The sequence below is a fragment of the Streptomyces sp. RLA131 genome, assembly GCF_056270125.1.
The window spans coordinates 5654346-5680973 of the sequence record NZ_JBWDOQ010000002.1 but is presented as its reverse complement, the minus strand read 5'-3'; the positions used below and the strand labels follow the sequence as shown (position 1 = coordinate 5680973).

Here is a 26628-nt window from a genome sequence, read left to right as displayed (position 1 = left end):
TGCTATCTCCCTCCGTGGTAGTGCGGATTCGGAATGAGGTCACCAAAGTCGCCGGTAGTGTAGTCATATGGGCGGGCTCCCACGATGAATTCTTTGCGTACCCCTCCAGGAAAGGCTACCTCTCGCTCGAAGTCTAGTGGATGAGGGCCCAAGGTCTCATTGACATCGATACCACCGGGAACATCAACTTCGTACGTGAATTTACCGCCAAAATCATCCCCGATGTCTTCGCGTCGTGACGTGCTGACGAACGCTGAAGCGTCGTTGTTCTCGACGTAGCGCTTGAGGTCGGTGTTGGATGGGTCTAGTGGTTCAAATCCCCTGTCGAAGATGATATCCGGGGAGCGGTTGTCATTCCGATAGAGCGGGGCATCGTCAGTCCGCCAGGCCGGCGGCAGCCCGAGGCGATCGAGATCCACGTTGCGAGTGGTCGCCGCCGCGAGATGATCAGGGCCGTCGTGAGGTGCGCTGGAGTCGCCGGGGTCGCCAGTGCCTCCTCCATACCCTCCGCCACTCGACCCGTCCCCGCCGCCAGCGTTGCTCCCATCAGTTTCATGCGGGTCGGCCTTATCAGCAGTAGACGCGTGGTCACCGTCGGGCCCGGACTGGCCGTGATCGTGTCCGGCCACTTTGGTGCCGGCACCGGAGTCAGTGCGGTGGCCGACCGAGTTGTGAACATCGTCGGTGGACTTGGCGTCGGCACCGGCAATATCGTGATCGGCTCTGTGCATGGTGGAGTTGACCAGGTCGTGGCTGCCATGCGCGGCGTTGGTTCCGACAAGTTCTTTCGGGCTCTCCACGTGCGCAGGCGTCTTGACCTCGCCGTCGGGGACGTGGACCTCATTGTTGGTGTGGAGGACGGAGTCGTCGGAGAGCTTGAGGGAGCCGTCGGGTATGTCGACGCCGTGGACCCTGGTGAGGTCGTCGAGACCCGTAAGGTCGCTGGTGGTGAGCTTGTTGAGGGCGGCGGCCACCTCGGAGACCTTCGGGAGCTTGCCGAGGCCCTTGAAGACATACGTCATCGGGTCGATGACGCGGCCGGTCTTGGCAAGCATGTTGGCGACCTTGGCGACGCCGCCGAACTTGCCGACCTCGCCGGCCTTGGCGATGGCGCCCTCGCCGCCGGCCAGGATGGTGAGGGCGTTGAAGGTGACGGCGCCTGCGGCGCGGGCGGGGTTGTGGCTCCACTCGTCCCAGGCCAGTAGGCTCTTGCCGGCTTCGCGTGCGGTCTTGCGGCCGTCCTGGACGAAGCCCGGGAGCCACGAGTCGGGGACCGCGAGCATCAGTGGCGCCAGAACGGGGATGCCGACGTAGCTGCCCACACCGATGGCGAGCTTGCCCAGGCCCTTCCAGGACTGGACGAAGACGTCACCACCCTCGAGGCCGACCAGGCCACCGAGGCCCTTGAGGGTGCCCCAGACTCCGTCGACGATCAGGCCGTCCCAGACGAACGACTTGACCCAGTATCCGGCTTCCCACCAGTGGTGGGACTCCTCCTCGGAGCTGCCCCAGGGCAGCTTGCCGTGGTCGAGCTGGTCGGAGGTGTAGCCGTACATGTTCGACTTGTCGGAGCCGTCGTTGGCGACGTACTGCGTACCGTGGAAGATCTTGTCGATGCGGTTGGCGGCCTTGCGCTCGGCCTCCCAGAAGGCGGCTACGGCGGCATCGACCTGATGCAGCAGGTCGTTGTTGCGGGAAACCTTGTCGCCGTCGTACTTCCAGTTGTCCTGCCAGTCGTCGTCGCTCTTGACGTCCGCGACGAACGTGGTGGCCTCGATCTTGAGTTGCTCGAGCTTCGTCGCGATCGGCCGCACCTCGTGGGCGTACTCCGACAGGGCGGAGGCCACCGTCTCCAGGTCCCCGCCGAAGGTCTCGGCGGTATCGGCGACCGGCTTGGTGGTCGCGAACAACCGCTCGGCCTCTGGGGCGTCGTAGAACGCGGACAAGCCCTGGAAGGAGGAGTGGATGCCCTTGCCGGTCTTGGCGATGTTGCCGCCGTCGGCCTTCAGACCGGACGCGTCCGACTCCAGCTGCTCCAAGTCACCCGTGAACTGCGGGATGTTCTCCGGATCGATCACTTCTTGCCCTGCTTCGGGAGGGCGTACTTGGCCGGCCCGGAATCCTTGACCGCTTTGGCCTGCGCATCCGCTGCCATGTCGTAGTCGGCGTGCAGATACGCCTTCGTCGCGTCCACCGCGCCCTGCAGGGACTTGCCGGTCCGCTGGCCCATGTACTTCAGCGAGCTCTGCGTCGCCTCGGCGAACTGGCTCAGAGCCAGACCGACCAGCCCGGTCGCCGGGGCCTTGCCGCCCTGGCTGAGGGTGCCGGCCGCCTTCGCGGCGCCCTCAAGGTGCTTGCCGTACGACTTCGCTTCGCCTTCAAGATGCTCGGCGACCTCGGAGGTCTTGGTGACGACGCTGCGCACGCCGTCCACCTTGATGTCCCACTTGCCGTGCTTCGACATGTAGCTACCCGCCCGCTCCCCGTTGTGCCGCTCGCTCTACGAAGCGCTCAGCCGATTGCGTCCACCGCGGCCTTGGCCTGGGTGAGGGCCTGCTGCGCGGTACCGTCGTTCTTCTCCAGCGTGGAGCGCACCAGGTGGATAATCGCGCGCACCTCGGCAGCCGACCGGTTCCAGCGGACTTCCTTCTCGTGGTACTGGTCGGAGACACCGTCCGCCTGGAAGTCCGCCATTGCGGCCTTCACCTGCGAGTCACGCTGGGCGATGAGCGTCTCCAGGCGCGAGATGACGCTCTGCAGATTGCCCTGCGCCTCTGCTGAGGCACCGGTGTCGTAGCTGCGCCGGTCTGTCGAAGCCATGATCGTTTCCCCCGTCTCTAGCGCCCGGAGAACCGGGCGGCATCGAAGTTGGCCGCGCTCATCGTCGACCGCGCATTGTCACCCATCTCGGTGTCACCCGAGCTGAACGACCGCTCCATGCCGGACTGGCCGCCCAGGATCGAGTTCAGGGCGCTGTTGAGGTCCGAGGTGATCTGGTCGGAGTGTGACTTGAAGGCGTCGAAGGCCACCTTGCCGGAGCCGTGGAACTTGCCTTCGAGCGGCTGGGCGGCGGCGATCAACTGCTTAATCAGGGACCCCAGGTCTTCGCCGGAGCCGTGAGTCTGCTTCGTCAGGTTCGACAGCGTCTGGCTGCCCATGTCGAACTTCATGCTCATTGTGCCCACCCCCGTGAGGTCTTGACGTTAAGCCGTTATCCGGGGCGCCGAAGGCACAGCAGCCCCAAAGAGGGATTCATCGTATCGTCCGACTATGACATCGATGCAGGATCCTCTTTGTCAACCGCCTTTGACTCCGAGGATCCCGAGCGGCCACCCGCCCCTCCGCCGAATGCCGCCCTGCTACAGCGACCATCGACCGCGCCTACACCCTGCAGGTCTACCGCTGCTCAGAGTCGTACACGCACCCGCCCGTGACGGCCATGCGGCGACCTGCCGTTCCCGCATCTGCGGGCCTGTGCGGCCTCAGAGGCGCCACTCCTTGGCCAGTACGTCGATGAGTTCCTTCTGCCGCGCCGCCAGCAGTTCGGGCGTCCAGTCGGAGTGCTGGAGGACCTGGCTGGTGAGCGCGAAGGGGACGACTCCACTGCGGCCGGTGAAGTACTTGGCCTTCTTCGCGGTGAAGTCGTAGTTCTGGGCTGCCGAGTTCTTCGCCCGGTTGAGGAGGACAAGGTTGGCGAGCCGGTGCGTCCAGTAGGCACGCAGCTCCTCGTCGAAGAGGCCGTCCCACTGCGAGCCCGGCTTCGGGTTCTGCGGCAGGACGTGCTCGACCGTGATGAGCGGGTGGTCGTACGTCACGCCCTGCGCGCTGGAGAGCAGCTCGTCGAGGCGCAGCAGGACATGCTTGCGGGTCTTGCCGACGAGGTACAGCTCGCCGTTGAGCCGAGCCCGGGTCTCGGCTTTCTCTACGTCCGTCAGCTCGAATGCCGGGGAGTCGAGTCCTTGTCCCTGCTCGAGCTGGCGGAGGAGTTCGGCGTAGCGGGTGACGCGGGGCGTGGTGTAGACGCGGCGGATGAACATGCTCGCCGACAGCCGTTCCAGGGCCCGGAGGAACCGGTCGAGCCAGGCTGAATCGTCTTCGTGGTGGCGCAGGGCCCAGAGCGCGGCGGGCCGCCAGTCGTTGTTGTCGACCTGCTGGAGTCGCTTGAACCAGGCGTTGACCTGCTCCGCCCCCGATGCGGCCTCGAAGCGCGCGTCACGGACCTGCGCGTAGGCATCCGCGTACGGGACGACGACATCGTTGACGAACGACTCGGCCCTGTCGGGCAGGTAGTGGCGGAGCACCTGTTCGGGGAACTCTTTAAGCAGTTCCTGCTCCGCGCGCTTCATGGCAAAGATCATGCGGAGGTGGAGGAAGAGATCGGCGAAGTCGTCCCGGCCGACGGACTCCTCGGCGTCCTCCCATTTGCGGGCGCAGTCCTCCGACTTCTGCGGATCTTCCACGGCTCCGATGATCTGCGACTTGAAGATGTCGGTGGGCGAGAGATCCAGGCCGCGGGAGTTCATCACGCTGAAGATCCGGTGCGCGCTGTCCAGGTCCGGGGTGCTGACGACCACCAGGAACGTCCGCTCGCCGAGCATCTGCACGAGGTCCAGTCGGCGGTCCTCGGACCAGTCGGCGAGTATCCCATGCAGGGCTGCGGCGTTGCTGAGGACGGCCTTCTGCGCGTCCGTCCGCAGCGTGTTCTTGTTGAGTGCGAGCAGCGTCCCGACGGCCCCCTTGGTCTGGACGTGCTTCTGGAAGAACTCGGCGTCACGGCTGCGGAGGGTGAGCCGGGGCCTGGGCTCCAGCCTGCGGATCCTGTCGCCCGGCTCGGTGACCAGCCGGTCGAGATCGCTGCGCAGGTCGGGGTCCTCGGTAAGGTCTCGGAGGACCGACAGCAGGATGGTCAGGGTAGTGAGGCGTTGCTGGCCGTCGATGACGTGGGCCTTCGGGGCCTCGCTGCCCTTGACGAGTACAACCGAGCCGAGGAAGTACGGCTCCTCGGTCCCGCGGTCCAGCGACTCCACCAGGTCCGTGAGCAGCTGGACCGCCTGCTCCTCCTGCCAGGCGTAGGGGCGCTGGTAGTCCGGGATCTGGAAAACGTAGTCGCTGCTGAAGACCTTGTGCAGGGGCATCTCGTGCGCCGCGAGCTTTTGCATGTGCCAATGATGGCGAGATGCGTCGTTCCGTGTCGCCGGGTTGCCCGGACTTTCGACAAACCGGGGCGATCGCCCCCGGTCACGGTGACGTTCTGCCGCGCGGCTGAGAACCTGCGTCGGCCCGACTGGCCGAGGTCCAGCACGCGCTCATCGTCCTTTTCATCAAGCGCCTTGCTGTACCAGGTGCATGATCAACCGGAGCCCGTTCGGGAGTTCGGAGACCAGGGCCGACAGCGTACAGACGCCATAGGAAGGGTGACGCAGCCGCCGGACCGTCAGGCCGGAGGTGAGCCCGGCTCGCGGCTGGTGCCACAGTTCGGCGGCCACCGGGTTGTCGAGCAGGCGCTTGACGATGTCGTGCAGGGCAGGGTCTCCGTCGGTCAGTACGTACGCGAACTGCAGGCGCGCAATGGCGGCCATGCGCTCCGCGTCGATGTCCACGAGGCACTCGGCCGCCTGATCGGTGAACAGCCAGAGCAGCGCGTTGCGCTCGTCCGGGGGAACGGTCTCCGGATCGCCGAACCACTCGATGACGGCAGGGTTGTAGGCCACGACGTTCCACGCGTGATCCGCGAGGACAGCGGGATTGGCTCCGGCATGTTCCAGAAAGGCGTGCTGGTCTGGTGTAGGGCTGGGCGAAGCGTGGCTGATGTTCGGCGGGATCACTCCGGCGGCGAGGCAGAAGAGTGTGGCCTTTTCCTGCGGATCCATACGGAGGGCGGTCGCCACGTCGGTGAGCATGTCGAGGTCGACGTCGCGGAGCGTGCCGCGTTCCAGGGCGCCGTACCAGCGGACGCTGGTGCCCGACAAGAGAGCGACATGGTCCTGTCGGAGGCCTGGGCGGTGGGGGCGGGAATGTTCGCGGAGCCCGACGTCGCGCGGGGCAATGCGCGCGCGGTGGCGGGTGAGGAGCGCGCGGAGATTGCGGCGGCGTAGGTCGTCGATGAGTACGGACTCCCTGATCACCAAGGCCTCCTTGTTATCGCGGGCCGAACGGCATGAGCGGGCGGAGCGTCGTAGTCGACGATGGCTGCGCTGTCGACCGTGGTTGCGGCGAGCGGCGCACACCACCCGGACGGATTACGTGCGCAGGCGGGGAATCGGCACGGTTGTGCCTGCAAGCGCGTACCGGCATGGATTGGGTCTTCCGGTGAGGTTGAGCAGTGTGCATCCTGGGGAACGCCCTGTCGTAACTAAGCGTGAGTAATCTATTGCCAGGTGTGATATCAAGGTGGCGGAAAGCAGGGCAGATGACGGCGAGTTGGCGTCGGTGGCCGGCGGTAGCGGCTCTTCTCTTGTCGGTTACCGGGCCGCTGTTGAGCGCGTGCAGTGACGAGGCGACTGGTTCGCCGGGGAGCGCTACGGATCACGGCTCGGTTTCTACGGAGCCTTCGGTAACGTCGAGGGATTCCCGTACGGAAGCGGCGCTGTCCGCGTACCGCTCAATGTGGGCGGACATGGCGGCAGCATCGAGGACGTCCGACCCCAAGTCGGTGCGCCTCGATGACCACGCGGCCGAGGGTGCCTTGCGCCTGTTGCAGTACGGCTTGGAGAAGGCGCAGAAGGATAGCGTTGTCACCAAGGGCGCGCCGCAACTGCATCCCGACGTGGTGAAGGCACATCCGACCAGTGCTCCGACGGCAGTTGAGTTGGAGGACTGCATGGATGACACCAAGTGGCTTCAGTACAAGCTCGACGGCACCCTGAAGAACCAGGTCCCGGGTAGTCACCACCATGTAGAAGCAACGGTGACGCACGTGCGCGGTGAGTGGAAGGTCACCAAGCTGTATGTGGACCAGGCGGGGTCATGCTGATCGGCCGACGCTGGGCTCCCGTCGCGTCTGCCGCGGCCGTTTGCGTGTTGGCGATGGCGGGCGCGGAACCTTCCGCGAGAGCGGATGACAGCGGAGACCTCTTGGCCGGAGTGTCCTGCGGGAAGTCACAGTGCAACGTTCACGCGGGGACATCCGCGCGGTCGCCAAAGCGCGGCCGAGCGAGTTCGCCGAACCACCAGCGCAGCTCGTCCCCGGTTCGGCGAGGCTCTGGCCCTGCGGGCTCTCCCGCGATCGGGCGAACTGACGGGCCGACCATTTCTGCCCGCGGGGCCAGGGCCCTGCCGGGATTCGGGACAAACCTGACGGCGGGGACGGTGACGTTGCCTGCTGCCGCACCCACTCCCGGCGAGGTCGCGCAGCTCGCGGTGCAGCAGCTGGTGCTGCCGAGGCCGGTCATCCGGATGAATCCGGATGAGCATGCTGCGCAAGTGGTGCGGGTTCCGACGTGGTTGTGGATCGCCAAGACGGTGTGGCGGCCTGTGTCGAAGACTGCCCGGGTGCCGGGGATGGCCGTTACGGCGACGGCGACTCCTCGGCGAGTGGAGTGGTCGCTGGGCGATGGCGCGACGGTGGACTGCGCCGGTCCGGGGACGCCGTACTTGGCGAAATACGCGGCGGACGCCGCCTCGCCGGACTGTGGTCATACGTTCCGGCAGTCATCAGCCGGCCAGCCGCACGAGGCATTCAAGATGACGGCGACGATCACCTGGGACGTGGTCTGGCACGGCGGCGGTCAAGGCGGTGCGTTCCCCGGCCTGCTGACGGCAGCGGAAATACCGGTGCGGGTCACCGAGGTGCAGGCGCTGGTGGTGACCGGGCGCCGCAGCCGGTAAGGCGCGGTGGGGCCGTAGGACGGCCGTAGGAGAACGGGCGGTAGGTACCGCTCGGGTCAGTGACCTTCTCTGTGTGCGGGGTGAAATGTGAGTACCTCCTTGTCTTCATCGGCGGCGGATCGGCTCGGCAGTGTCGGTGCTGGGGCGCGTCCGGCGGCGCAGTGGAACGGACCCGACGAAGGTCCACCGGGCGCGGCAGGTGCCCGGGCTCGGCGTCGGCCTGGGCTGGTGTGGATTGGGTCGGCGGTGGTGATCGTGTGCGCCGTGGGGTTCGCGGCGCTGCTCGGTCAGGCAGGGAAGAAGACTTCGGTGCTGGTGGTGGCGCGGTCGCTGCCCGCCGGGCACGTATTGGTGGCCGCTGATCTGCGAGAAATCCAGCTGGGCATGGACGATGCGGTGAGCCACGTGGTGCCGGCTGCGGACGCGAGGTCGGTGGTGGGCCGTACAGCGTCGGTTCCCTTGGCCGCCGGATCGCTCCTGGCGCCGGACCAGGTGGGAGCGGAGGCGTCATACCCGCCTCGGGGGAAGGCCCAGGTGTCCTTCGCCGTTGAGCCGGGCGCGGTGCCCGCAGGGCTTGTGGCTGGACAGCGGGTGGCCGTCGTTACGGGAAGCGGCGCTGCGGACGGGGCGGCCGCAGCTGGCGGGACAGACTACAAGGACAGCCCCTTGGTGGGCGTGGTCACGGACGTGGCTGCCACAGAAGGGGAATCGGTCCCGACGGTGGTGACCTTGCTGGTGGACACGGGGGCAGCGCGGCGGGCTGCTCTGATCGACAAACCGCGCCTGGTGGTGCTGAGTCCGGTCGGCCGGGAGGTGCCGTAATGCGAAAGCTGGTGGCGATCGGGTCGGTGAAGGGCTCGCCGGGGGCGACGACTCTGGCGCTGGCGGTGGCCGGGAATTGGCCGACCGCCGGGCAGATGGCGCGGCCGTTGGTGGTGGAGGTGGATCCGGCAGGCGGGGACGTCGCCGCACGGTCCGGGCTCTCGGACACCCCGGGCCTGATGGCGCTCGCCGCGGCGGTACGGCGGTCGGCGTTGCCGGAGATGATGGAGAAATGCGTGCAACTGCTGCCGAATTGCATCCCGGTGGTGACCGGGCCAGCTGGGGCGCAGCAGGCAGCAGCAGCCGTCAGCTTGTTCGCCGGCAGCGGCGGCATTGCGGCGCTTCGCGGGAGCACGGAGACGACCGGGACGGTGCTCCTGGACCTCGGTCGTCTGGAAGAGCCGACCGTACCGCTCGTGCAGGCGGTGGATGTGCTGTTGCTTGTGACACGCGGCGAGGTGGACGCGCTGGCGCACGTCGCAGCGCGCGTTGCGGAACTGCGGTCGTACGCCGCCGGCGTGGAGCTGGCGGTGGTTGGGCCGAGCCCGTATCCGGCATCCGAGATTGGCGCGGCGTTCGGCATCGGGCGCGTACACCTCCTGCCGTGGGACCCGCGGACAGCGGCTGCACGCCACGGCCAACTGGCACCGCGGCGTTGGCGAGTGGAGCCGCTGGTGCGGGCTGCGAGCAATCTTGCGTGGCATTTCGCTGCGCTCGCGGAGCCGACACAGAGCATGTTGGGCAAGGAGCTGGCCCATCTTGCGGGCACCGGTGCACCCGCGCTGCCTGGTCAGAACGCTGCCTCTACGTCGCTGCTCAAGGCGGGTGAGGTGCGGTGACCATGAGTACGAGTCCGGCGGCATTGCCGTGGACAGCCGAAGACTGGGAGCGGAAGCTTGCTGACTGGGTCCGCGAGCAGGTCGCCGGCCGGATGGCGTCGTACGCGCATGCGCGGGAGGAGGCTGGGCTGGCGGCCGAGGACGTCGAACAGCGGAAGACGGTGGTGCGTCGGCTGCTGGCGGAGGAGCTGGATTCGTACACCGCCACCCAACTGTCCTCGGGGCGTCACGCGCTGGATGCGGGGGCAGAGGACCGGATCACGCGGATGGTGCTGGACGCGCTGTTCGGGCTTGGCCCGCTGGAGGCCCTCCTCGCCGACGACCGGGTGGAGAACATCGCGATCAATGGCGCGGACACGGTGTGGGTGCGATACGCGGACGGGACCAAGCGGCGAGCCGAGCCGCTGGCGGCGTCCGACGAGGAATTGGTCGAGCTGGTGCGGCAGATCGCTGCCCGGGCTGGGCTTGAGGAGCGGCGGTTCGACCGCGGTGTGCCTCGGCTGAATGTCTGCCTGCCGGACGGGTCGCGGATGTTCGCGGTGATGGCGGTGACCGGCCGTGTCTCGCTGTCGATCCGCCGGCACCGCTTCCGTACGGTCACGCTGGAGGATCTGGCGCGGCTGGGGGTATGCGATCTGGCGCTGGCGGATTTCTTGGCCGCGCTGGTGCGGGCACGCCGCAACGTGATCGTCGCGGGCGGCACGAACGTCGGGAAGACGACGGTGCTGCGAGCCCTGGCCTCGGCGATTCCGCCGAGCGAGCGGCTGGTGACGATCGAGGACACCTTCGAGCTCGGTTTGGACGCCGATCCGGTCGCGCACCCAGACGTGGTGGCGATGCAGGCCCGCGAGGCGAATATCGAGGGCGAAGGCGTCATCGACCAGGCGGAGCTGGTGCGGTGGGGGCTGCGGATGTCACCCGACCGGGTCATCGTCGGCGAGATCCGCGGATCGGAGGTGGTGCCGATGTGCAATGCCATGTCGCAGGGCAACGACGGGTCGCTGTCCACAATCCACGCCTCCACCTCGCGCGGGGTATTCACCAAGCTCGCTGCCTACGCGGCCCAGTCGCCGGAGCGGCTTTCGTTGGAGGCGACGAACCTCTTGGTGGCCTCGGCCGTGCACTTTGTCGTCCACCTCGGCTGGGACGCCGACGGCCATCGGGCCATCGACTCGGTGCGCGAGATCGTCGACGCCGACGGCGCACATGTGGTTTCGAACGAGGTGTACAAGCCCGGGTCGGACGGCCGCGCGGTTCCTGCCACACCCCTGCGCGGAGAGACGCTGGAGGATCTGCTGGCGGCAGGGCTGGACGAACGGGCTCTGCGTGCTCAGTGGTGGGGGAAGAGCGCATGAGCGACGACACGCTGATCGCGCTGCTTCTCGGGGCGGGCGTGGCCGGTGGCGGCTGGCTGGCCGTGCACGGCCTCGTACGCCGCGAACGGAAGACGGACGAGAGCAGCGGCCCTCGATGGTGGCAACGGCTGACGACGCGGTTCGGCACCAAGCGGCTGGTGGCAGCCGTGCTCGCCGGAGCGCTGGTCGCAGCCGCCACCGGCTGGCCGGTAGGGGCGTTGCTGGCCGTGCTGGCCGTGGGAGTGCTGCCGAAGGCGCTTGGTCGGGACCGACAGGCCGCTGTACGGACCGAGAAGCTGGAGGCGGTGGCAGTCTGGGCGGAGATGCTGCGCGATACGTTGTCGGCTGCTGCCGGGTTGGAACAGGCCATCATCGCGACCGCGTCGCTCGCGCCACCCGCGCTGCGGATCGAGACCGCCGCACTGGCTGCTCGGATCGAACGAGGCGAGCCGCTCGGGGCGGCTCTGCGGACTTTCGCCGACGAGGTCGCTGATCCCGTCGCCGACACCGTGGTCGCTGCGTTGGTGATGGCGGCCGAGCGGCAGGCACGTCAACTGGCGGCGTTGCTGGGATCACTGGCCGAGGCGACGCGGGAGCAGGTGGCGATGCGGCTGCGGATTGACGCCGGCCGGGCCCGGGTGCGGACCTCGGTGCGTGTCATTACGGCCACCACGCTCGGGATGGCGACAGGGCTGGTGGTGCTCAACCGTCCCTATCTGGACCCGTTCGGATCGGTCGAGGGGCAGCTGGTGCTGGCGTTGGTGGGGCTGCTCTTTGGGGCGGGCTATGCCTGGCTGATGAAGATCGCGGAAATCGCGGAGGAACCCAGAATCCTGATGTCCGGCGCCTCCACACCGGTACCCGTACAGGGGAAGGTGGGAACCCGATGATTGCCTTGGTTCTCGGCGCCGCGTTCGGTGGCGGACTGCTGGCTCTCGCCTATGGGCTGCATCCGCCTCGCCCCTCCTTGGTGGCAGCGCTGGCCGCACTGCACCGGCCGGCAGGACGCGTGGCAGCCCAGGATCCGGTGACGGAGGGAGAAGGCGGCTGGGCCGCTCGGTGGGGACAGCGAGGCGTGCCGTTGCTGCGCGCGCTGGGCTTGCCGACCGCGTCGTTGCGCGCGGACCTTGAGGTCGTCGGCGTCGACATCGAGCGGCACTTGGCTGAAAAGACCGCAGCCGCGGCCGTTGGGCTCATCGCGCCCCCTGGCTTGTTCGCGCTCGCAAGCGTTGCTGTCGGAGGAGGCATCGGCTGGTGGCTGCCCGTGTGGGCGGCGCTGCTGACTGCCGGGGCACTCTTCCTGGCGCCCGACCTGTCGGTACGGGAGAAGGCCGGCAAACGCCGAGCCGAAATGCGCCACACGCTGGCGGTCTTCTTCGACCTGGTGGTGATCGCCCTCGCCGGCGGCGCCGGGGTTCAGCAGGCCCTCGCGGACGCGGCGGCAGCCCCGCAGGGTTGGGCCGCTGCCCAACTCCGGCGAGCCCTGGCGACCGCGCAGATGGCCCGCACCAGCGTGTGGGACGAGCTCGGCGCCCTCGGTGAGCAGACCGGCGTACGCGAGCTGTCCGAACTGGCCGCCACGGTCGGTCTGGCCGGCAGCGAGGGTGCCCGCATCCGTACCTCGCTGGAAGCCAAGGCCGCTGCCATGCGCGGCCGCCGCCTCGCCGAAGCCGACGGTGCCGCCCAATCCGCCACTGAACGAATGGCTCTGCCCGTGGTGCTGAAGTTCGCCGCATTCCTCGTCTTCATCGGCTATCCGGCCATAGCTCACGTCCTCACCGGCCTGTGAAAGGCCGGTGGGTTCGTGAATTCCGACTCACGGGCGTGACGCCGCAGCCGACGCCCTCAGCACAAGGAGTACTAGCCCCCGTGAACTCGCTGATCCACTACTTCGCCTGCCAGCTGCGATGCCGGGCTGCCGAGCTACGCCGCCGTATGCGGGACGACGCCGGCTACTCCACCGAGACCGTGATTGTCACGGCGCTGCTGGCCATTCTGGCCCTCGCCGTCGTCGGCATCATCGCGGTCAAGGTGACGGACAAGGCCAACGGCATCAACCTCTGAAACCTCTGATCCCGAAAAATCCCCGACCCTCGCGGAGGCGATCACGTGCATCGAGCAGCTATCGGCCGACGCCGGGGGTTCGGTACCCGGTGCCGAGGGGATCGCGGGGCCGGGTCTACCGAGACAGTGATCGTGGTGCCACTGCTGATGTTCCTCCTTTTGCTGATCGTGCAGTTCGCACTCGCGCTGCACGCCCAGCACATCGCTCAGACTGCGGCGTCCCGGGCTCTGGCGAATGCGCGGGCCCAGGGTGGCAGCGCCGCCTCCGGCAGCCAGGCCGCTCAGGCCACGCTGAGTGCGCTGGGGAGCGCAGTACTACTCAAACCGCAGATCACGGTGGCGCGCGGCGGCCAGCGAAGTACTGCGCAGGTCCAGGGCGAGGTACAAGCGGTGATCCCGGGCGTGCACCTGGCCGTCACCGGACGGGCCAGTGGGGAAAACGAGCGGTGGTCGGCGGGAGGCGGGGGGTGAGGGGCGTGGAACTCAGGGCTCGGGCAAGGGCGTGGCGATCGCACAGTCGCACCGAGCCTGCGGTTATCAACAGATCGACGCACAACCTGTGGATGCAAGATCGCGGATCGGCGTCCACCGAACTGGTCCTCGTCACCCCGCTGCTGGTGCTGCTGCTCCTGGTCGCGGTGGCAGTCGGGCACATGGCCACCGCCCGCCTTGACGCGGACGACGCCGCCCACCAGGCCGCCCGGGCCGCCTCACTTGCCCGTACGCCGACGAGCGCGCGGCGTCAGGCGCAGGCTGTCGCCGCTGCCGCGTTGGCCGGGGCAGGGCCCTCCTGCTCCCAGTTCGCGGTGAGCACGGACGTCGGAAGCCTGCAGCCCGGGGGCGTGGTCCGGGTGCGGGTGTCTTGCACCGCTGCCTTGGCCACCGCGGGGCTTCCCGCACACGTCACCGTAACCAAGACGGCCTCCTCGGTGGTCGACACATTTCGGGGAGACGGCGGATGAAACAGCGTGATGGCCACGGCGCATGGTGGCGGCGCGGTGGCGGAGGACGGGGCTCCGATGAGGCCGGGCAGATCACCGCAATGGTGGTGGTCTGCACTGCCGGCCTGTTGCTGTTCACGGGCCTGGTGCTCGACGGCGGGCTGGCTCTGGCAGGCAAGGTCGATGCGGCCGACGCCGCGCAGGAAGCAGCCCGCAGCGGCTCCCAGCAGATCGACCTTGCCCAACTGCGCGCCACCCGGCACGTCCGACTGGACCGTCAGCGCGCCGCTGAGGCAGCACTCCGCTACGTACAGGCCACCGGCGATAAGGGCAGGGTTTTCGTCTCCGGCGACCGGGTGACCGTCACGGTCACGCACCGCCAACGCACTCAGATCCTCTCGCTGGTGGGGCTGGATGAACTGGTCACCACAGCAACCGCTATCGCGCAGCCAGAACAAGGCATTACTCGCCCCTGGACGACGGCGGAGGCGAGCACCGAATGACTCACCGCACCCCTGTGCGGCCCACACCCAGCCGTACCGGCCGCAGCCGGGTGTGGGCTCTGGCGCGGCTGACCGCCTCCTCCGCGGTGCTGTTCGCCGTGGTGATCGGGGTGCCGTACGGGCTGGCGGCTTCCGCCGGGGTGCCGTGGCCGGAGCCGGCGGTGTCTTTCGAGGATCTGCTTGCCCGGTTCGGCCAGCCGCTCAGCGATCCGCTGGTGGTCAAGCTTCTCGCCCTCATTGGCTGGGTGTGCTGGACGGCCTTCCTGGCCACCCTGGCGAGGGAAGCCGCCTGGACCGTACGGCAGTTGCCCGTCCTACGCCGAGACGGCTCTCTGCTCCGGACCCGCCTGCGCGCACTGCCCGCACACCGGGTCGCTGCGGCACTGCTGATCGGGACGCTGCTGTTGTCGTGGGCCGCGGCGTGGAGCCCTGCCCCAGCACACGCCGCAGCGCCCGACAGCGCGGTCTCCGCCCGTTCGGTCGCGTATACGAGCGCCCCCGTATCAGTCCCCGCCGCAGCCCCGGTAGGACCAGCGAGATCAGCGGAAGTCGTCCATACGGTTCCGTACACCGTCGTGCCTGGGGACACCTTGTGGGATATCGCCCGTGAGTATTTGGACGACCCTCTGAAGTGGCCGAAGATCTACCAGATGAGCCGGGACCGGATCCAAGTTGACGGGCAGCGCCTTCGCGACCCCGACCTGATCCTCCCGGGCTGGGTCCTCCATCTCCCCACGGACAGCGGCGCGCCGGGCGGCCCGGCGCAAGGCCCCGACCACACGGCCCCGCCGCCAAAGGTCTCCTCGCCGGAAGAATCACCGAGCGAGGTACAGGCACCAGCATACGAAGCGCCGGTGCCGACCCAGCAGCACGACGCCGGGCAACGAGCGAACAGCCGCGACGCGCCGCCGCCCCACCGCCGCAGCTCGGAAGTGCGTCCCGTGAGCATCGGGGTCGGCCCTGCATCAGCGATCGGTATCACCACGGCCGCTGGCATTGCAGCCGCCCTGGCTTTCGCGCGCGCCCACAGCCGGCGACGCCGGCAGGCGGACCTTGACGCCCCCGAACCGCCGCCGCTGGCCGAAGCGGTACGCGCAGCCAACAGCGCCCATCTGGCGGTGCATCAAGCGTCGTCAGCCCTGCCGCAGGACGCGGAGGCGATCACGTCGCGCCGCCCCACTCCGGCTGAATCCGGCAGCCCCGGGGCGGTGATGTGCGCGCACCGCGACGGCCAGGAACTCTCCGCGGACGCCCTCGCCGTTGTGGGCGGAATCGCCCTCACCGGGCCCGGAGCCGATCTCGCCGCCAGGGCTTTGGCCATCGCCGTGCTCAGTGCCGCCCAACGCCTACGACCCGATCCCCCGAAGGCCCGGCTCATCCTTCCGGCGCTCACTGCCGAGCGGCTCCTGCCCGGCCTCGCCCCGGACCTACCCGGATGGACGTCTACGGTGGACAGCGATCACGCGCTGGACCTCGTGGAACAGGCCCTTCTGCACCGTGCTCGTCTCTCCGACGATCACAGTCCCGGTGCCCCACTCCCGCCCGGACCGCCTATGGACCTACTCATCTGTGGATCCGACGCAAGTCGCCATGAGCGGCTGAAGGCCACGGCCCGCCGTGCCGGCCCGGGCCAGCTTGCCGTCGTGATGCTCGGTGCCGATACCTGGGAGAACACCGCCCGGCTCGCAGCCGACGGCACCGTGATCGGCACCACGGGCCCCGGAGTCGGCCTCCTGGACGCGGCCACCCTGTTCACCGTCGCGCCCGAACCCGCCCGCGACCTTCTCGACGTGATCCACGGCGCGCACGGCCGGACCCCACGCAGCACGTCTCCGCCGACCAGCCCCGTCACACCGGCGCCGCTGCCAGAACCGGAGGTTGCCAAGTCGGCCGCAGCCACCGCGACCTCTGCCACCAACGAGCGAGAGGACAACACGCCCATCGGTGAAGAATGCGACCGAGCCGACGACGCGCCAGACGATGCAGAGGCCGAGGCGCCCCGTAAACCGGTCACCGTCCAACTGCTCGGCGGTTTCCGTATCCACGCAAGGCGAAAGGGCGAGGAATTCGGGTTTGGCCTGAAGGGAGAGACCCGTGAATTTATCGCTGTCCTCGCGGCGCATCCTCGAGGGATTCGCGGGGAAGAAATCGTTGAGCATCTGCGGCTGTCCACGGACCCGGAACAGTCCAGCCGGGATCTGGGAAACCTGCGGCGTGCAGTGCGTCGCAGCCTGCGGCAGGCTACCGGGGCGCAGCAGGCCGCATTCCTCGTCCGCTCCGGCGACCGTATCCGCTTGGACCCGAATCTCGTCGCCACCGATGTCGAAGCGTTCACTGCTGCTGTGCAGCAGGCTGCCTCGGCCCGCAGCGGAGGAGCCCGCGCCGCCGCGCTGAGGAAAGCCGTCGACGCGTACAGAGGCCGGCTCTGCGAGGGCGCGGACTATCCCTGGGCCGACGAGCTACGGGAGGCCTTGCACCGCAAAGCCGTCGACGCCCTCGTCCTGCTGGCTGACCACACCGCCGCTGCCCACCCCGACCCGGACCCCGCCCTTGCCCTACTTGACCAGGCCGCCGAATGGGACCCGGTCAACGAAGCTGTCTACGAGCGGATCATCCGCCTGCAACTCTCCGCTGGACGCGACGACGCCGCTCGGCGCACGTACCAACTGCTGGCCCGGCGCCTCTCCGACATCGACGCCACCCCCGACCCGGCCACCACTGCCCTGCTTGGACGACAGCGCCACCCTGCGGCCACCCGCTGAACTCCTCTGGGGTGGGGTTCTCATGACGGTGGCCGCAGGCCCGCTCCCCGTCCTGGCTGGCGTCCTGCCACGGGTGTCGAACCTGCCATCCCACTGAGGCAGGACCCCCGCCAAGGCCGTTGCCCCGCAGGTCAGAGCGCCATTCGCCGCCCACGGGCTGCGCAGACTGCATATCGGTGCAAGCATCTGCCCCGATCTGCGGAACCCGGCGGCCCGTACAGCCTCCTCCCCCTACATCTGTCCGCAGCATCCTTCCTCTCGCTTCCCCTTCCCCTCCTCACTTCTTACTTTCTCCCTGCCTACCCCGTCCCCAATCGCCGGCCCCCGGGCAGGGTGCGGCGGTACCCAGGCGAAGCCAAGAGTGCCGCCGCGCCGCCGCGCCGCCGGGCCGCAGGCGTGCGTACGCGGACTCGAATTCCGTCCGGGGCCAGCGTCATGGGCGCCTTCGAACCCGTCGAGGAACGCGGTGTGCACGATACAGGCCGTCGCGAGAATGCAAATTCACCTGAATTCACGTCGCGAATTACGAGATATTCCAGCATTTTAAAGCCACATTATGGCTGGAGGTGGGGCGCGGGTCGAGCTATATTTAAATTGTTCCCGGAAAGGCTGGGAATGGGAATTTCGCAAAAGGGTCCGCCTGGATATGGATGACAGGTGGAGTGCGCCCAAAATCAGGCCGCTCCAGTGTCGCCCTGAATACCGACCCTGTGATGACTGAAAGGCTCTTCGATGACCAGTGCCGCCCCGCCTTCCTCTCCTCCCGCCCCGGTCCTGCCGCTGCCACCGGCCGCCTCCACCGGGCCGAACTCCGCCCCGGCGCCCGTGATGCCGGGGCCTGGCATGGCCGGGAAGGCCCGCCCGGGCGAGCTGCGCGCAAGGACCGCCAAGATCCTGGCCGCGCAGGCCGAAGCGATGTTCAGCGTCACCGAACTGGCGAAAATGCTGGGGCATTCGGGCGGGGCGGTCGGTAATGCCTGCGAGACGCTGGTGTCCCGGGGCGAGGCGGAAAGGGTTGGTACCAAACCGCGCATGTACCGGGCGACGGCCGCTACCGCCGGGGCCGCCCAGCGCGCCGTGACGACTCCGCCCGTGCCGCGACAGGCCTCCCCGAAGGCACCTGCGGGCCCGGCTGCCGTACCACCGGGCAAGCCCGAGCCGCTTATCCGGCCGAACGGGCAGCGCTACCATCCCCGGGCATTGGCCCAGTTGCCGGATGTTGAGGCGTTGCGGCGGCTGCGTGCGGCGAGCGTGCCTGTTCTGCTCTACGGGCCGCCGGGAACTGGCAAGACCTCGCTGATCGAGGCGGCTTTCGACGACTTGATCACGGTGGCCGGGGATGGCGATACGACGGTCGGCGATCTGATCGGCGAGTACACCCAGGACGAGAACGGCGGTTATGTGTTCGTCCACGGGCCCCTGGTGACCGCCATGCAAGAGGGGCGGGCCCTGCTGGTGGACGACGCGACACTGATCTCCCCGAAAGTGCTGGCGGCCCTGTATCCGGCGATGGACGGGCGGCGCCAGATCCAGGTGAAGGCACACAAGGGCGAGGCGATCACCGCAGCCGACGGCTTCTATGTGATCGCTGGTCACAACCCCGGCGTCCACGGGGCGGTGCTGACCGAGGCCCTCGCCAGCCGGTTCAGCGTGCAGATCCAGGTCGGCTCGGACTACGACCTCGCCGCCGCCTTGAAGATCAACGGGACGGCGGTGCGGGTCGCCCGCCACCTGTCCACAAGCCAGCAGGCCGGTGAGGTGGGCTGGGCACCGCAACTACGGGAACTGATCGCCTTTCAGAAGATCGCCGATGTTCTGGGTACCGAGGCCGCCTTCGCCAATCTGGTCGGCATCGCCCCGCTGGAGGACCGCGACACGGTCGCCGAGATCGTCACCAAGGCCATCGGCAGGCCGGTGACCGCCCTGGCCCTCGGACGCCAGCTCTGACACCCCCGCCCGCCCCACCCCGCTCCGGCCTCCGGCCCTCACAACCTTCCAGGGAAGGGAACGACCTGCCATGCCCGCACACCCCCACATCCTCCCCGCCCCACCCGCACTGTCGGAGTCCGAATGGGCCACCGCCCGATGGGAGGACGACGGCGGCCCGCCCTTCGAACCGAGCCCCGTCGCGCAGGCCGGGCAGTGGCTGCGGATCTCCGCCGCTCTGACCGAGCGGCTGCCCGAACTCGCCGGACGCGAGGACGTGATCGTCACCTGCGAGCACGGCACCCGCTCCGGCGCCCCGGCCGCCTTCTACCCCACCACGGCGGCACTGGAGATCGACGCCGCCCTGTTCGCCCCGCTGAAACCGGCCGCCATCAACCCGAAGCGGCCCGGCGACGAGGATGGCTATCCGGTGGCTTGGGGAGCACTGGTGCACGAGGCCGCGCATGCCGCCCACAGCCGCTGGACCACCCCGCCCCCACTACGCGGAACGGCCCTGGATACGGCAGCCGCGCTGCTGGAGGAATCCCGCGCAGAGCGCGCCCACCTCACCCGCCGCCCCGCCGACCGCCGGTTCCTGCGGGCCACCGTCCACACCCTGGTCCTGGCCGACTTCACCACTCAGACCCCCAGCGACCGGTGGCAGGCCGCCTCGGCAGCCGCCTTGATCCTCGCCCGCCGGGACGCCGGAATCCTGGACCCGGACGAGACCGAACCCCTTCACACCACCGTCACCGGCATCCTCGGCAAAGACCTCCTGGACACCCTCGCCTCGATCTGGGCGGCCGCCCACACCACCGGCGACGACGACGGCAAGGCGATGCTGGAGCACGCCCGCGCCTGGTGCCAGGCGCTGGGTGCCGAGCCTGCCGGGCCGGAACCAGCCCCGGACCCCGCAGGCGGCAGGCGGCCCGGCAATCTGACCGAGGCGATCGGCAAAGTCGTCGGCCGGGTACGGGCGAACGACGCCGCCCAAACCGCCGCACAGGCCCGGGCCGCCGCCACCCGAACCGCCCGGGCACAGGCCAAGACCGCCCAGGCCGCGTATGACCGGCAGGCCGCGAAGACGGCCGAGAAGGTGTTCGCCCCCGGGGCCCGGCCGTTCACCCCAGGCGGAGCGCCCAAAGGCCAGCTCGCAGAGTCCCCCGTGACCGGCACCCGGCCGCCGACCAGCGCGGAGAAGACGGCGGCCGGGCAACTGGCTAGGGCACTGCGAGCTGCCTCCTACCGCGAGCGCACCGCCACCGTCACGGCCAGCGCCGCCCCACCCGGCCGCCTGAGCATGCGCGGCGCCCTGGCGCGGGACGCGCAGAAGGCGGCGGGCGCCACCCCCACCGCCCAGCCGTGGATCCACACCCAGTACCGGCCCACCCCGACGCCGCCGCTGCGGGTGGGGATCGCCGTGGACGTGTCCGGGTCGATGCAGGCCGCCGCCGCACCGATCGCCTCGGCCGCCTGGATCCTCGCCAAGGCCACCGTCCTCACCGACCCCGACTCCCACGCGGCGACCGTCGCCTACGACCGGTCACTGACCGCGATCACCGCGCCTGGCCGCACCTCGACGCGGGTCACCGAGTTCGCCGCCCGAGGCCTGGGCCACAGCCTCGCCGAGGGCATCGACGCCCTGTGCGCCGGACTGGAGTTGACCCGCCCCGGGCGAGGGCGCCTGCTGGTGATCGCCTCCGACGGCTACTACCGCCGAGACGAGGCTGCTCGCGCCGCCGAGCGCATCACTGCCCTGAGGAAGGCCGGGTGCGCGGTGCTGTGGCTCGCCTTTAAACCCGACCCCCACCCCCTGCCCGGCACCACCCTGCTGGAACTCGCCGACCCCGCCCACGCCGCCACGGCGATCGCCAAGGCGGCGACCACCGCTCTGGCCGCCACGCGCCCGTGACCCCGTGCCGCCCCGGGCACCGTCCCGGGGCGGCACCGTCCCCAAACGCCCAGCTGCACGAACACCGCCGGAGGACCCCGCCATGGCAGCCACCTACAAGCCCGAGGCTTTCCTCGGCACCCGCATGGCCCGCGAGCAGCTCGGTCTCGCCCACCCCGCCACGCCCGCATAGACCAGCCGAGCCACACCCAGCCTGAGGAGATGTGCCGTGACCTCCATCGCCGACCGCGCCACCGCCGCCGCCAACTACGTCGACCACGCCGCCCAGAGCCTGCCCACCACGCCGTTCACCGCAGCTGACATCGCCCGCACCACCGTCCGGCTCGCCGTCCTCCTCGGCGTCGCCCCCGAGCACGTACGGCCCGAATGGCCCTGGCAGCGCCCGGTACTGGGCCCGCAGGCCCTGACGCTTCACGTCATGGACCCGGCTGCGGACGGCACCGCGTACGTCTTCCGCTACCGCGACCCGATGTTCGCCGACGAGAGCTTCCTGCTCCTTGGCCCGTGCCCCGCCTGTGCCTGCCTGGTGCCGTGTGCGGACATCCGGGACCTGGCCGACCTCGGCACTCATCTGGCCCGCGATCCCGAGCCGCTGCCCGAGGACGGTCGGCCGCCCGCCGCCTGCCCCGATGAGTTCGACGCCGACTCCGGACACGGGCCCCTGTGCCCGTTCCGCGAACCTGCGTGACCCCACCGCCGCCCCGGCGCACCCAGCCTACGGACAAGGAGCCGCACACCGTGACGACCGCCAACACCCCTCACCGCCCGGCGCCGCCTGGCCAACTGCCCTTGTACATCGTCGGCCCCGGCGCCTCTCTCGCCACCCTGGAGCCGCTGCTGGCGGCGGAGTGGACCGACGTAGGGCACGCCGACAGCACGGAGTACATCTCGCCCGACGGCCTCGTCGTGATCACCTTGACCGACAATCCGCAGACTGCCTGGCAGGTCAGGGCCTACCGGGACCACGGTGACCCGGACGCCGTGTGGAGCGTGGCGTTCTCCGCCGACACGCCTGCGGAGTTCCTCGCCGCCCTCATCCGCGCACTGGCCGACGCCACCCGCCCGCGTCCCGCACCCCGGGGAAGGCCCGCCTGGCTCTATGGCGGTTAAGCGCCTGAGTCGCCCGACCGGCGCCGTGCCACTGAGGGCGGTCGACGCGAGGGCAATGAGAAATGGATGCTGCGGCGGTTGCGGTCGTGTCGGGTACCGCCACTGGCCTCGGCGCCTCCAGTAACCGCAGCGACCGCATCGAGCACAGCCACCCGCATTGACCAGCGCCCATCGCAGTCAGGAGTGAACCCACGATGACCACACCGAACAGCAGGGTCCGCGGCACCGCCACCTCCCCGGCCGCAAGGCCCGGCAGTCTCACCGTCACGGGAGCGCTCGGCCTCACCCGGCTTTCCGCACTCCGCACCCGCCACTCTGAGGGAACCCCGGCTGCGGAAGTGGCTGGCCTCCTCGTCGACACCGCCCGCGAGGCCGATCGCCTCGCCGACGAGCTACGGCGCCACGCCAGGCACGCACGTAGCGACCTCGACACAGCGCTGGAGGACCTCGACGAGAACCACACCGCCGACGTCACCGGCATCCTCGGGCACTCCGGCCAGAACGTCGAAGTAACCAGCGCCCGCTACGCACAGCAAATGCGCCAACTCGGGGCAGTCCTGGCCGCCTACCGCGCCGCATGGCCCGACCCGGCCGCCGCCACGCCGAGCGGCTCGCTGGCCTTCACGTCGCCACCGCGAGCCGCGGGGACCAGCGCCGGGCCATCGTCCTCGCTGTCTGGCGCCCGGCGCAGGGTCGGCCCGTGCCCGTGTGAGTGCAACAGGGGTGGGTTCTGCGGCGGTTGCGGGCACGCCGGGTGTGCTGGACGCCGCCGCTGAACCCGAGCATGAGGCGCTTTGCCGGCCGGTGGTAGCCATTGCCACGGTGCCACCGGCGGCGGGCTGAAACCCGGTTGGATGAATCGGACCTTTAAGCCGTCACCGTCCTGCACGGTCACCGCGGAGGCGGTGACCGTCCGCGCTGGGCCCAGGCCGACTGCGACGGCAATCAGTTCGGCCTACCGCAGCGACAGGTGCACGTGGATCGACGTGACGTCCAACGGCAGCGGATGCTGGGACAAGGTCACAATCAAGCGGACCGGAGTGACCGGCTGGGTTCGCGGCGATCTCGTCAACGTCACCGGAAGCGTGCCTGTCTGCGTCTACTGACGCAAGGAACTGGCCGCGGAGAGGTCTATTCCGAGGCCGCTGCCGGGCGGCCGGATAGTTCCCCATGGTGGCCCGGCGGACCGAAGCAACGAGATCGGTAAAGCTCTGCCGGGTATCAGCGTCATCGAGATCCGGAATTTGGCGGACCACGAGTCTCCCAATGCTGGAGGTGCCAGCCGATCATGCTGTCCAGGTACGCAACCGCCGGGGCAGTAGCCGACCAGTACCGCTGTCGCACCAGGCTCTCCCGACCGGCGAGTACCCGCTCGAAACACCACCGCAGCGTGAAATACGAGGGAAGTACCGCCCCGGCGCGCGCCTTGTGTTCGGCCACCGCTGGCGCCGGCGGACCTGTCTCCAGTTCATCCTGGGCTATGGCCCCCTCGCCGCTGGTCAGGTGCAGGTGTAGGACCCGAGCCAGTCCGAACGCCTCGTTGCGACTTTGCGCTCGGCAGATCAGTCATGCAAACCCGGAGGCTCCGACGGCGGCGCCCGCGGAGACGACCCCGGCCACGGTCTGTCCTTCGATCCCGGCCATGACTGCCCCCTCATGATGTTGTCAACGAGGAGGAATGTAGTGGACGTGCCGTGGCGTCCGGAGCGGATTGCGGTTCAGGGTTGCCCCGGGCCCCACTTTCCAGATGGTCTGCCCGAGGTCTGCGGTCCCCGGTAGCGTGCGTATCAGTCGTACGACGAGACGCGCACGGGAGAGGCATCATGCGATTTCCGCAGCTCACGGAGCTGGCATCGCTCACCACCCTGGAAGCCGAGGCGCTACGTTCGCTGCACCACGCCTGCAACTACCTGAAGTATGAGTGGCAGACGGCGCTCGCCCTGGTAGACCGCCTCGGCGCGCAACGCGACGCGATAGAGGACTACGCCGCCCATCTTCCCTTCACCCACCATTACGAGGCGACACGCGAGACGGGTGCGGCGAGCTACGAATACGAACGCAGCTTGGGTAACGCCAGCTGGCGCTACGCCAGCGCTTACGCGGTGCTTGGCATCGCAGTGTTTGACCGGCTGGTTCAGGGCCGGCCGCCGCTGACTGCTGTCACAGTGCAGGGCCTGTTTGAGGAACCCACGCTCGCGCAGCTGCGTGATGCGCTGTTGATTCCGCCCAGCCAACTTCTGGTTGCCCGGGACGACATTCTTATCCTGGAGATGATGGAAGAGCGGCAGCAACAGCTGCTGAGCCGATTGGACAGCGCTTTCTACAACGTCATGCATCTGGACGAGCAGGTGCCGATGGATGAGGAGAAAGCCGGTGCATGCAAGCTGACCGTCGTCGGCCCGCGGGACATGGACCCGCTCTACGATGATCTTCTTGATCCCATGTTCGCACTCGCCGAGCAGACCCCGTTCGAGATCAGTCAATTCCTCGCCCACCCCAACCGCTCGGCTGTTGGCTGACGCGCACGAGAGGCGCGTCCATTCGAGGGCCATGCTGTGTGCAGGGCGGGCCGTAAGCAGACGTGGGCCGGGGTGGTAGGAAGCGGTGCTTCCTACCACCCCGGCTCCGTATTCGGCGTGAGATCACTCCTGAGCTTCGGGGAGGTGCCGGTAGGCGCGGGGCTTTTCGGTGATCTGCTCGGCCTGGCCGTGCTCGGCCAGGGTGACCAGGGCGTTGGCGATGGCGCCGGAGCTCTTGCCGATGGCCCGGCTGATGGCGGTGGCGGTGAACGTCTTGTCGGGGTGGGCGAGGAGATGATCGATGACCATCTGGCGCAGGGCGCCGGGGGCGAGGCGCTGCTTGCCGCCGGAGACGACCGTCAGGGTGGGCCGCTCGGTGGCCCGTGCCTCGACTTCTCCGTCCGACTCGTGCTCGGTCTGACCGTCGGAGTCGTCGGCCGGGGCGTTGGCCTCGGGCTCGTTCTTCTCGTGGATGTCGTGCCGGTGCTCTTCGGCAGGCTGGCACTCCTGCGGGGGCGCCGTTTCGTCCGCAACTACGTCCTCGACCGGTGCGGTTTGCGGCTCCGGGCTTTCGTTGTTCTCGGTACCGTCGGGGTGTACTTCGTCGCCGAGCACCGTCTCGTCGGACAGTTCCTCGGCCTCGGCTGTGTCGTCGAGCGGCGGGGCCTCGGTATTGGCGGTCTGGTCCGGCAGGACCGGGTGCCAGCGGTCGGCGGCGCGGCGCCCGTTGGCGGTCTCGCCGGTCTCGCGCTGGGCCAGGCCGTCGTTCTCCAGGGCGGCCAGGGCCTTGCCGGCCGTGGAGCGGCCGATTCCGGCGGCAAGAGCGAGGGCGGCGGCGGTTTCGCCGGGCTGGTCGTTCAGGACGGTCCAGATTGCGGCGGGTGCGCCGGTGAGCGCGGACGGGGCGCTGGCGGTCGGGGGCTGCTTGACGGACATGGGGGACCTCCGAGGGGTCGTTGGGTTGGGTGAGGTCCCCGGCCGGGGTGCGACACAGCGGTCGCAGGGTGCCCGTGGCGCGTGCGCTGCGCTGGATTCCGCGGGCGGACCACCATGGACGCTCTGCTCGCGCGACAAGTCAAGCCGGTCCGAACACGGTTGTGGATCGCCCGATTCCGCGGCATCACCCGAGGTGAGAGCACCCGTGGCGGATCCGCATTTACGGGGTGGGGTGCGCGGCGTGGTGGTCTCGGAGGAGCTGGTGGATCTCCCGGGCGCGCTCTGGGCCGAGGTGGAGCTCGGTGCGCAGCCTGCGCTGGCTGACCGGACGGCCGGTGAGGGTGCGGGAGGCCTGATCCAGGCGCAGGGCCTGGGCGAATACATTGCCGTCAGCGCCCCCGGCGGGGTCGGGTGGGCGTACCGGGCCCGTGTGGGTGTTGTTCGGGCCGTCGTCGGCCGACAGCGGCCCACGTCGGGCCGGGACCGAGCCGCTGTACGGCTGTTCCTGGGCAGGCTCGAGGCGAAGCGAGCGGGTGGTGACCCCATCCGGATCCTTGTCACCACCCTCGATGAGCAGAGCAGTTCCGGATCCGTCGGCCGGGGGCACGGGGGTGGACTGCAGGAGGCGGCGGTATGCGGCGACGGTCTCGGTCAACAGAATCAGCAGTAGCGGTGGCACGGCGTGCAACAGAACGGCGGCCGGATCCGCCTGTGCGGGCCAGCCGACATGGTCGTCCGGCCACAGTGATGTCCAGGTGTTCATGAGCGTTGCGGCGATCCCCGCGAACCAGCGCAACGCCGCCGACCAGATCGGGGGCTGCTGTCCCCAGCCTGCGAGGCGGGCGTCGGCATACAGCACGGTGGCGAGGGCGAGCGCCACCATCGGATCCAGCAGCAGGGCGATCGGCCACGGGATGCCATGGGCGGTCGCGAAGAGGGTGACGTTCACCGCCGTGAAGATGAGCGCCAGCACACCGACGGCGGTCAGACAGCGCTTCAGCGCCAACAGGAGCGCGTCGGCCTCGCTGCCAGGCCCGTTGGGCAGCTCGGTCATGGCGTACCACTTGCCGGAGGGCGGCGGTGGGGGCCTCGGATGCAGTGGGGATATTCGT

At 69.1% G+C, this 26628-nt stretch carries 26 protein-coding genes; 18 read left to right on the top strand and 8 right to left on the bottom strand.

All coding sequences use genetic code 11. The features are described from left to right. Nucleotides 1–2: 2 nt before the first annotated feature. The 6 genes from RWE79_RS26785 to RWE79_RS26760 form a co-directional block, all read right to left on the bottom strand. A complete protein-coding gene (locus RWE79_RS26785; RefSeq protein ID WP_475942622.1) occupies nt 3–2078 on the bottom strand; it encodes a scabin-related ADP-ribosyltransferase in 2076 nt (691 codons plus the stop codon). Next, nucleotides 2075–2464 (bottom strand): DUF6507 family protein, encoded by a 390-nt coding sequence (locus RWE79_RS26780; RefSeq protein ID WP_475942621.1) that lies wholly within the window; start codon nt 2462–2464, stop codon nt 2075–2077. Before RWE79_RS26780 ends, RWE79_RS26785 begins: the two co-directional genes overlap by 4 nt. Nucleotides 2465–2511: 47 nt before the next feature. Beyond that, entirely contained in the window at nt 2512–2820 is a 309-nt protein-coding gene (locus RWE79_RS26775; RefSeq protein ID WP_475942620.1) for a pore-forming ESAT-6 family protein, read from the bottom strand. Nucleotides 2821–2837: 17 nt separating this feature from the next. Beyond that, nucleotides 2838–3170: a hypothetical protein gene (locus tag RWE79_RS26770; protein ID WP_475946119.1), complete on the bottom strand. Its 333-nt coding sequence runs from the start codon at nt 3168–3170 to the stop codon at nt 2838–2840. A 312-nt stretch (nt 3171–3482) separates the two neighbouring features. Continuing rightward, nucleotides 3483–5159: a DUF262 domain-containing protein gene (locus RWE79_RS26765; protein WP_475942619.1), complete on the bottom strand. Its 1677-nt coding sequence runs from the start codon at nt 5157–5159 to the stop codon at nt 3483–3485. Between the two features lie 162 nt (nt 5160–5321). Further along, nucleotides 5322–6125: a helix-turn-helix domain-containing protein gene (locus tag RWE79_RS26760; RefSeq protein ID WP_475942618.1), complete on the bottom strand. Its 804-nt coding sequence runs from the start codon at nt 6123–6125 to the stop codon at nt 5322–5324. A gap of 491 nt (nt 6126–6616) precedes the next feature. Between RWE79_RS26760 and RWE79_RS26755 the strand changes: the two genes are divergently transcribed. The 18 genes from RWE79_RS26755 (at nt 6617) to RWE79_RS26670 (ending at nt 24580) form a co-directional block, all read left to right on the top strand. After that, nucleotides 6617–6973, top strand: coding sequence for a hypothetical protein (locus RWE79_RS26755; RefSeq protein WP_475942617.1), 357 nt, complete (start codon nt 6617–6619; stop codon nt 6971–6973). A gap of 335 nt (nt 6974–7308) precedes the next feature. After that, nucleotides 7309–7827, top strand: a complete 519-nt coding sequence (locus RWE79_RS26750) for a hypothetical protein (RefSeq protein ID WP_475942616.1) — start codon at nt 7309–7311, stop codon at nt 7825–7827. 246 nt (nt 7828–8073) lie between these two features. Then, nucleotides 8074–8649, top strand: coding sequence for an SAF domain-containing protein (locus RWE79_RS26745; RefSeq protein WP_475942615.1), 576 nt, complete (start codon nt 8074–8076; stop codon nt 8647–8649). After that, on the top strand, nt 8649–9488 hold the full coding sequence (locus RWE79_RS26740; protein ID WP_475942614.1) for a CpaE-like family protein: 840 nt from the start codon (nt 8649–8651) through the stop codon (nt 9486–9488). The genes RWE79_RS26745 and RWE79_RS26740 overlap by 1 nt, the downstream gene beginning before the upstream one ends. A gap of 2 nt (nt 9489–9490) precedes the next feature. Next, complete coding sequence (locus RWE79_RS26735) at nt 9491–10843, top strand: CpaF family protein (RefSeq protein ID WP_475942613.1); 1353 nt, start codon at nt 9491–9493, stop codon at nt 10841–10843. After that, nucleotides 10840–11733: a type II secretion system F family protein gene (locus tag RWE79_RS26730; protein WP_475942612.1), complete on the top strand. Its 894-nt coding sequence runs from the start codon at nt 10840–10842 to the stop codon at nt 11731–11733. The genes RWE79_RS26735 and RWE79_RS26730 overlap by 4 nt, the downstream gene beginning before the upstream one ends. Next, entirely contained in the window at nt 11730–12632 is a 903-nt protein-coding gene (locus tag RWE79_RS26725; protein WP_475942611.1) for a type II secretion system F family protein, read from the top strand. The genes RWE79_RS26730 and RWE79_RS26725 overlap by 4 nt, the downstream gene beginning before the upstream one ends. Before the next feature lie 80 nt (nt 12633–12712). Continuing rightward, nucleotides 12713–12907 carry a hypothetical protein gene (locus RWE79_RS26720; RefSeq protein WP_475942610.1) on the top strand — a complete coding sequence of 65 codons (195 nt, stop codon included), beginning with the start codon at nt 12713–12715 and terminating at the stop codon, nt 12905–12907. 45 nt (nt 12908–12952) lie between these two features. Further along, nucleotides 12953–13378, top strand: coding sequence for a TadE/TadG family type IV pilus assembly protein (locus RWE79_RS26715; RefSeq protein ID WP_475942609.1), 426 nt, complete (start codon nt 12953–12955; stop codon nt 13376–13378). Nucleotides 13379–13470: 92 nt separating this feature from the next. Next, nucleotides 13471–13869, top strand: a complete 399-nt coding sequence (locus tag RWE79_RS26710) for a TadE/TadG family type IV pilus assembly protein (protein WP_475942608.1) — start codon at nt 13471–13473, stop codon at nt 13867–13869. Then, complete coding sequence (locus RWE79_RS26705) at nt 13866–14351, top strand: pilus assembly protein TadG-related protein (RefSeq protein WP_475942607.1); 486 nt, start codon at nt 13866–13868, stop codon at nt 14349–14351. The genes RWE79_RS26710 and RWE79_RS26705 overlap by 4 nt, the downstream gene beginning before the upstream one ends. Further along, nucleotides 14348–17113 (top strand): BTAD domain-containing putative transcriptional regulator, encoded by a 2766-nt coding sequence (locus tag RWE79_RS26700; protein ID WP_475942606.1) that lies wholly within the window; start codon nt 14348–14350, stop codon nt 17111–17113. Before RWE79_RS26705 ends, RWE79_RS26700 begins: the two co-directional genes overlap by 4 nt. 843 nt (nt 17114–17956) lie before the next feature. Then, nucleotides 17957–19060: an AAA family ATPase gene (locus RWE79_RS26695; RefSeq protein ID WP_475942605.1), complete on the top strand. Its 1104-nt coding sequence runs from the start codon at nt 17957–17959 to the stop codon at nt 19058–19060. Between the two features lie 70 nt (nt 19061–19130). Then, the gene (locus RWE79_RS26690; RefSeq protein WP_475942604.1) at nt 19131–20951 is read left to right on the top strand and encodes a VWA domain-containing protein; all 1821 of its coding nucleotides are present in this window, start codon (nt 19131–19133) and stop codon (nt 20949–20951) included. A 208-nt stretch (nt 20952–21159) separates the two neighbouring features. Continuing rightward, nucleotides 21160–21639, top strand: a complete 480-nt coding sequence (locus tag RWE79_RS26685) for a hypothetical protein (protein ID WP_475942603.1) — start codon at nt 21160–21162, stop codon at nt 21637–21639. A 50-nt stretch (nt 21640–21689) separates the two neighbouring features. Beyond that, nucleotides 21690–22061, top strand: coding sequence for an SPDY domain-containing protein (locus tag RWE79_RS26680; protein WP_475942602.1), 372 nt, complete (start codon nt 21690–21692; stop codon nt 22059–22061). 194 nt (nt 22062–22255) lie between these two features. Then, complete coding sequence (locus RWE79_RS26675; RefSeq protein ID WP_475942601.1) at nt 22256–22837, top strand: hypothetical protein; 582 nt, start codon at nt 22256–22258, stop codon at nt 22835–22837. Nucleotides 22838–23884: 1047 nt separating this feature from the next. Beyond that, the gene (locus RWE79_RS26670) at nt 23885–24580 is read left to right on the top strand and encodes a hypothetical protein (RefSeq protein ID WP_475942600.1); all 696 of its coding nucleotides are present in this window, start codon (nt 23885–23887) and stop codon (nt 24578–24580) included. A 123-nt stretch (nt 24581–24703) separates the two neighbouring features. On the opposite strand, the gene RWE79_RS26665 is transcribed toward RWE79_RS26670, so the two are convergent. Then, a complete protein-coding gene (locus RWE79_RS26665) occupies nt 24704–25516 on the bottom strand; it encodes a hypothetical protein (RefSeq protein ID WP_475942599.1) in 813 nt (270 codons plus the stop codon). 220 nt (nt 25517–25736) lie between these two features. Next, entirely contained in the window at nt 25737–26570 is an 834-nt protein-coding gene (locus RWE79_RS26660; RefSeq protein ID WP_475942598.1) for an extensin, read from the bottom strand. Nucleotides 26571–26628: the final 58 nt, after the last annotated feature.

Coding starts and splice junctions, on each gene's coding strand:
- RWE79_RS26780 (WP_475942621.1), bottom strand. CDS start 2,464: ATGTCGAAGCACGGCAAGTGGGACATCAAGGTGGACGGCGTGCGCAGC.
- RWE79_RS26775 (WP_475942620.1), bottom strand. CDS start 2,820: ATGGCTTCGACAGACCGGCGCAGCTACGACACCGGTGCCTCAGCAGAG.
- RWE79_RS26770 (WP_475946119.1), bottom strand. CDS start 3,170: ATGAAGTTCGACATGGGCAGCCAGACGCTGTCGAACCTGACGAAGCAG.
- RWE79_RS26765 (WP_475942619.1), bottom strand. CDS start 5,159: ATGCAAAAGCTCGCGGCGCACGAGATGCCCCTGCACAAGGTCTTCAGC.
- RWE79_RS26755 (WP_475942617.1), top strand. CDS start 6,617: ATGGCGGCAGCATCGAGGACGTCCGACCCCAAGTCGGTGCGCCTCGAT.
- RWE79_RS26740 (WP_475942614.1), top strand. CDS start 8,649: ATGCGAAAGCTGGTGGCGATCGGGTCGGTGAAGGGCTCGCCGGGGGCG.
- RWE79_RS26735 (WP_475942613.1), top strand. CDS start 9,491: ATGAGTACGAGTCCGGCGGCATTGCCGTGGACAGCCGAAGACTGGGAG.
- RWE79_RS26730 (WP_475942612.1), top strand. CDS start 10,840: ATGAGCGACGACACGCTGATCGCGCTGCTTCTCGGGGCGGGCGTGGCC.
- RWE79_RS26725 (WP_475942611.1), top strand. CDS start 11,730: ATGATTGCCTTGGTTCTCGGCGCCGCGTTCGGTGGCGGACTGCTGGCT.
- RWE79_RS26710 (WP_475942608.1), top strand. CDS start 13,471: ATGCAAGATCGCGGATCGGCGTCCACCGAACTGGTCCTCGTCACCCCG.
- RWE79_RS26705 (WP_475942607.1), top strand. CDS start 13,866: ATGAAACAGCGTGATGGCCACGGCGCATGGTGGCGGCGCGGTGGCGGA.
- RWE79_RS26700 (WP_475942606.1), top strand. CDS start 14,348: ATGACTCACCGCACCCCTGTGCGGCCCACACCCAGCCGTACCGGCCGC.
- RWE79_RS26695 (WP_475942605.1), top strand. CDS start 17,957: ATGGCCGGGAAGGCCCGCCCGGGCGAGCTGCGCGCAAGGACCGCCAAG.
- RWE79_RS26690 (WP_475942604.1), top strand. CDS start 19,131: ATGCCCGCACACCCCCACATCCTCCCCGCCCCACCCGCACTGTCGGAG.
- RWE79_RS26675 (WP_475942601.1), top strand. CDS start 22,256: ATGACCACACCGAACAGCAGGGTCCGCGGCACCGCCACCTCCCCGGCC.
- RWE79_RS26670 (WP_475942600.1), top strand. CDS start 23,885: ATGCGATTTCCGCAGCTCACGGAGCTGGCATCGCTCACCACCCTGGAA.
- RWE79_RS26665 (WP_475942599.1), bottom strand. CDS start 25,516: ATGTCCGTCAAGCAGCCCCCGACCGCCAGCGCCCCGTCCGCGCTCACC.
- RWE79_RS26660 (WP_475942598.1), bottom strand. CDS start 26,570: ATGACCGAGCTGCCCAACGGGCCTGGCAGCGAGGCCGACGCGCTCCTG.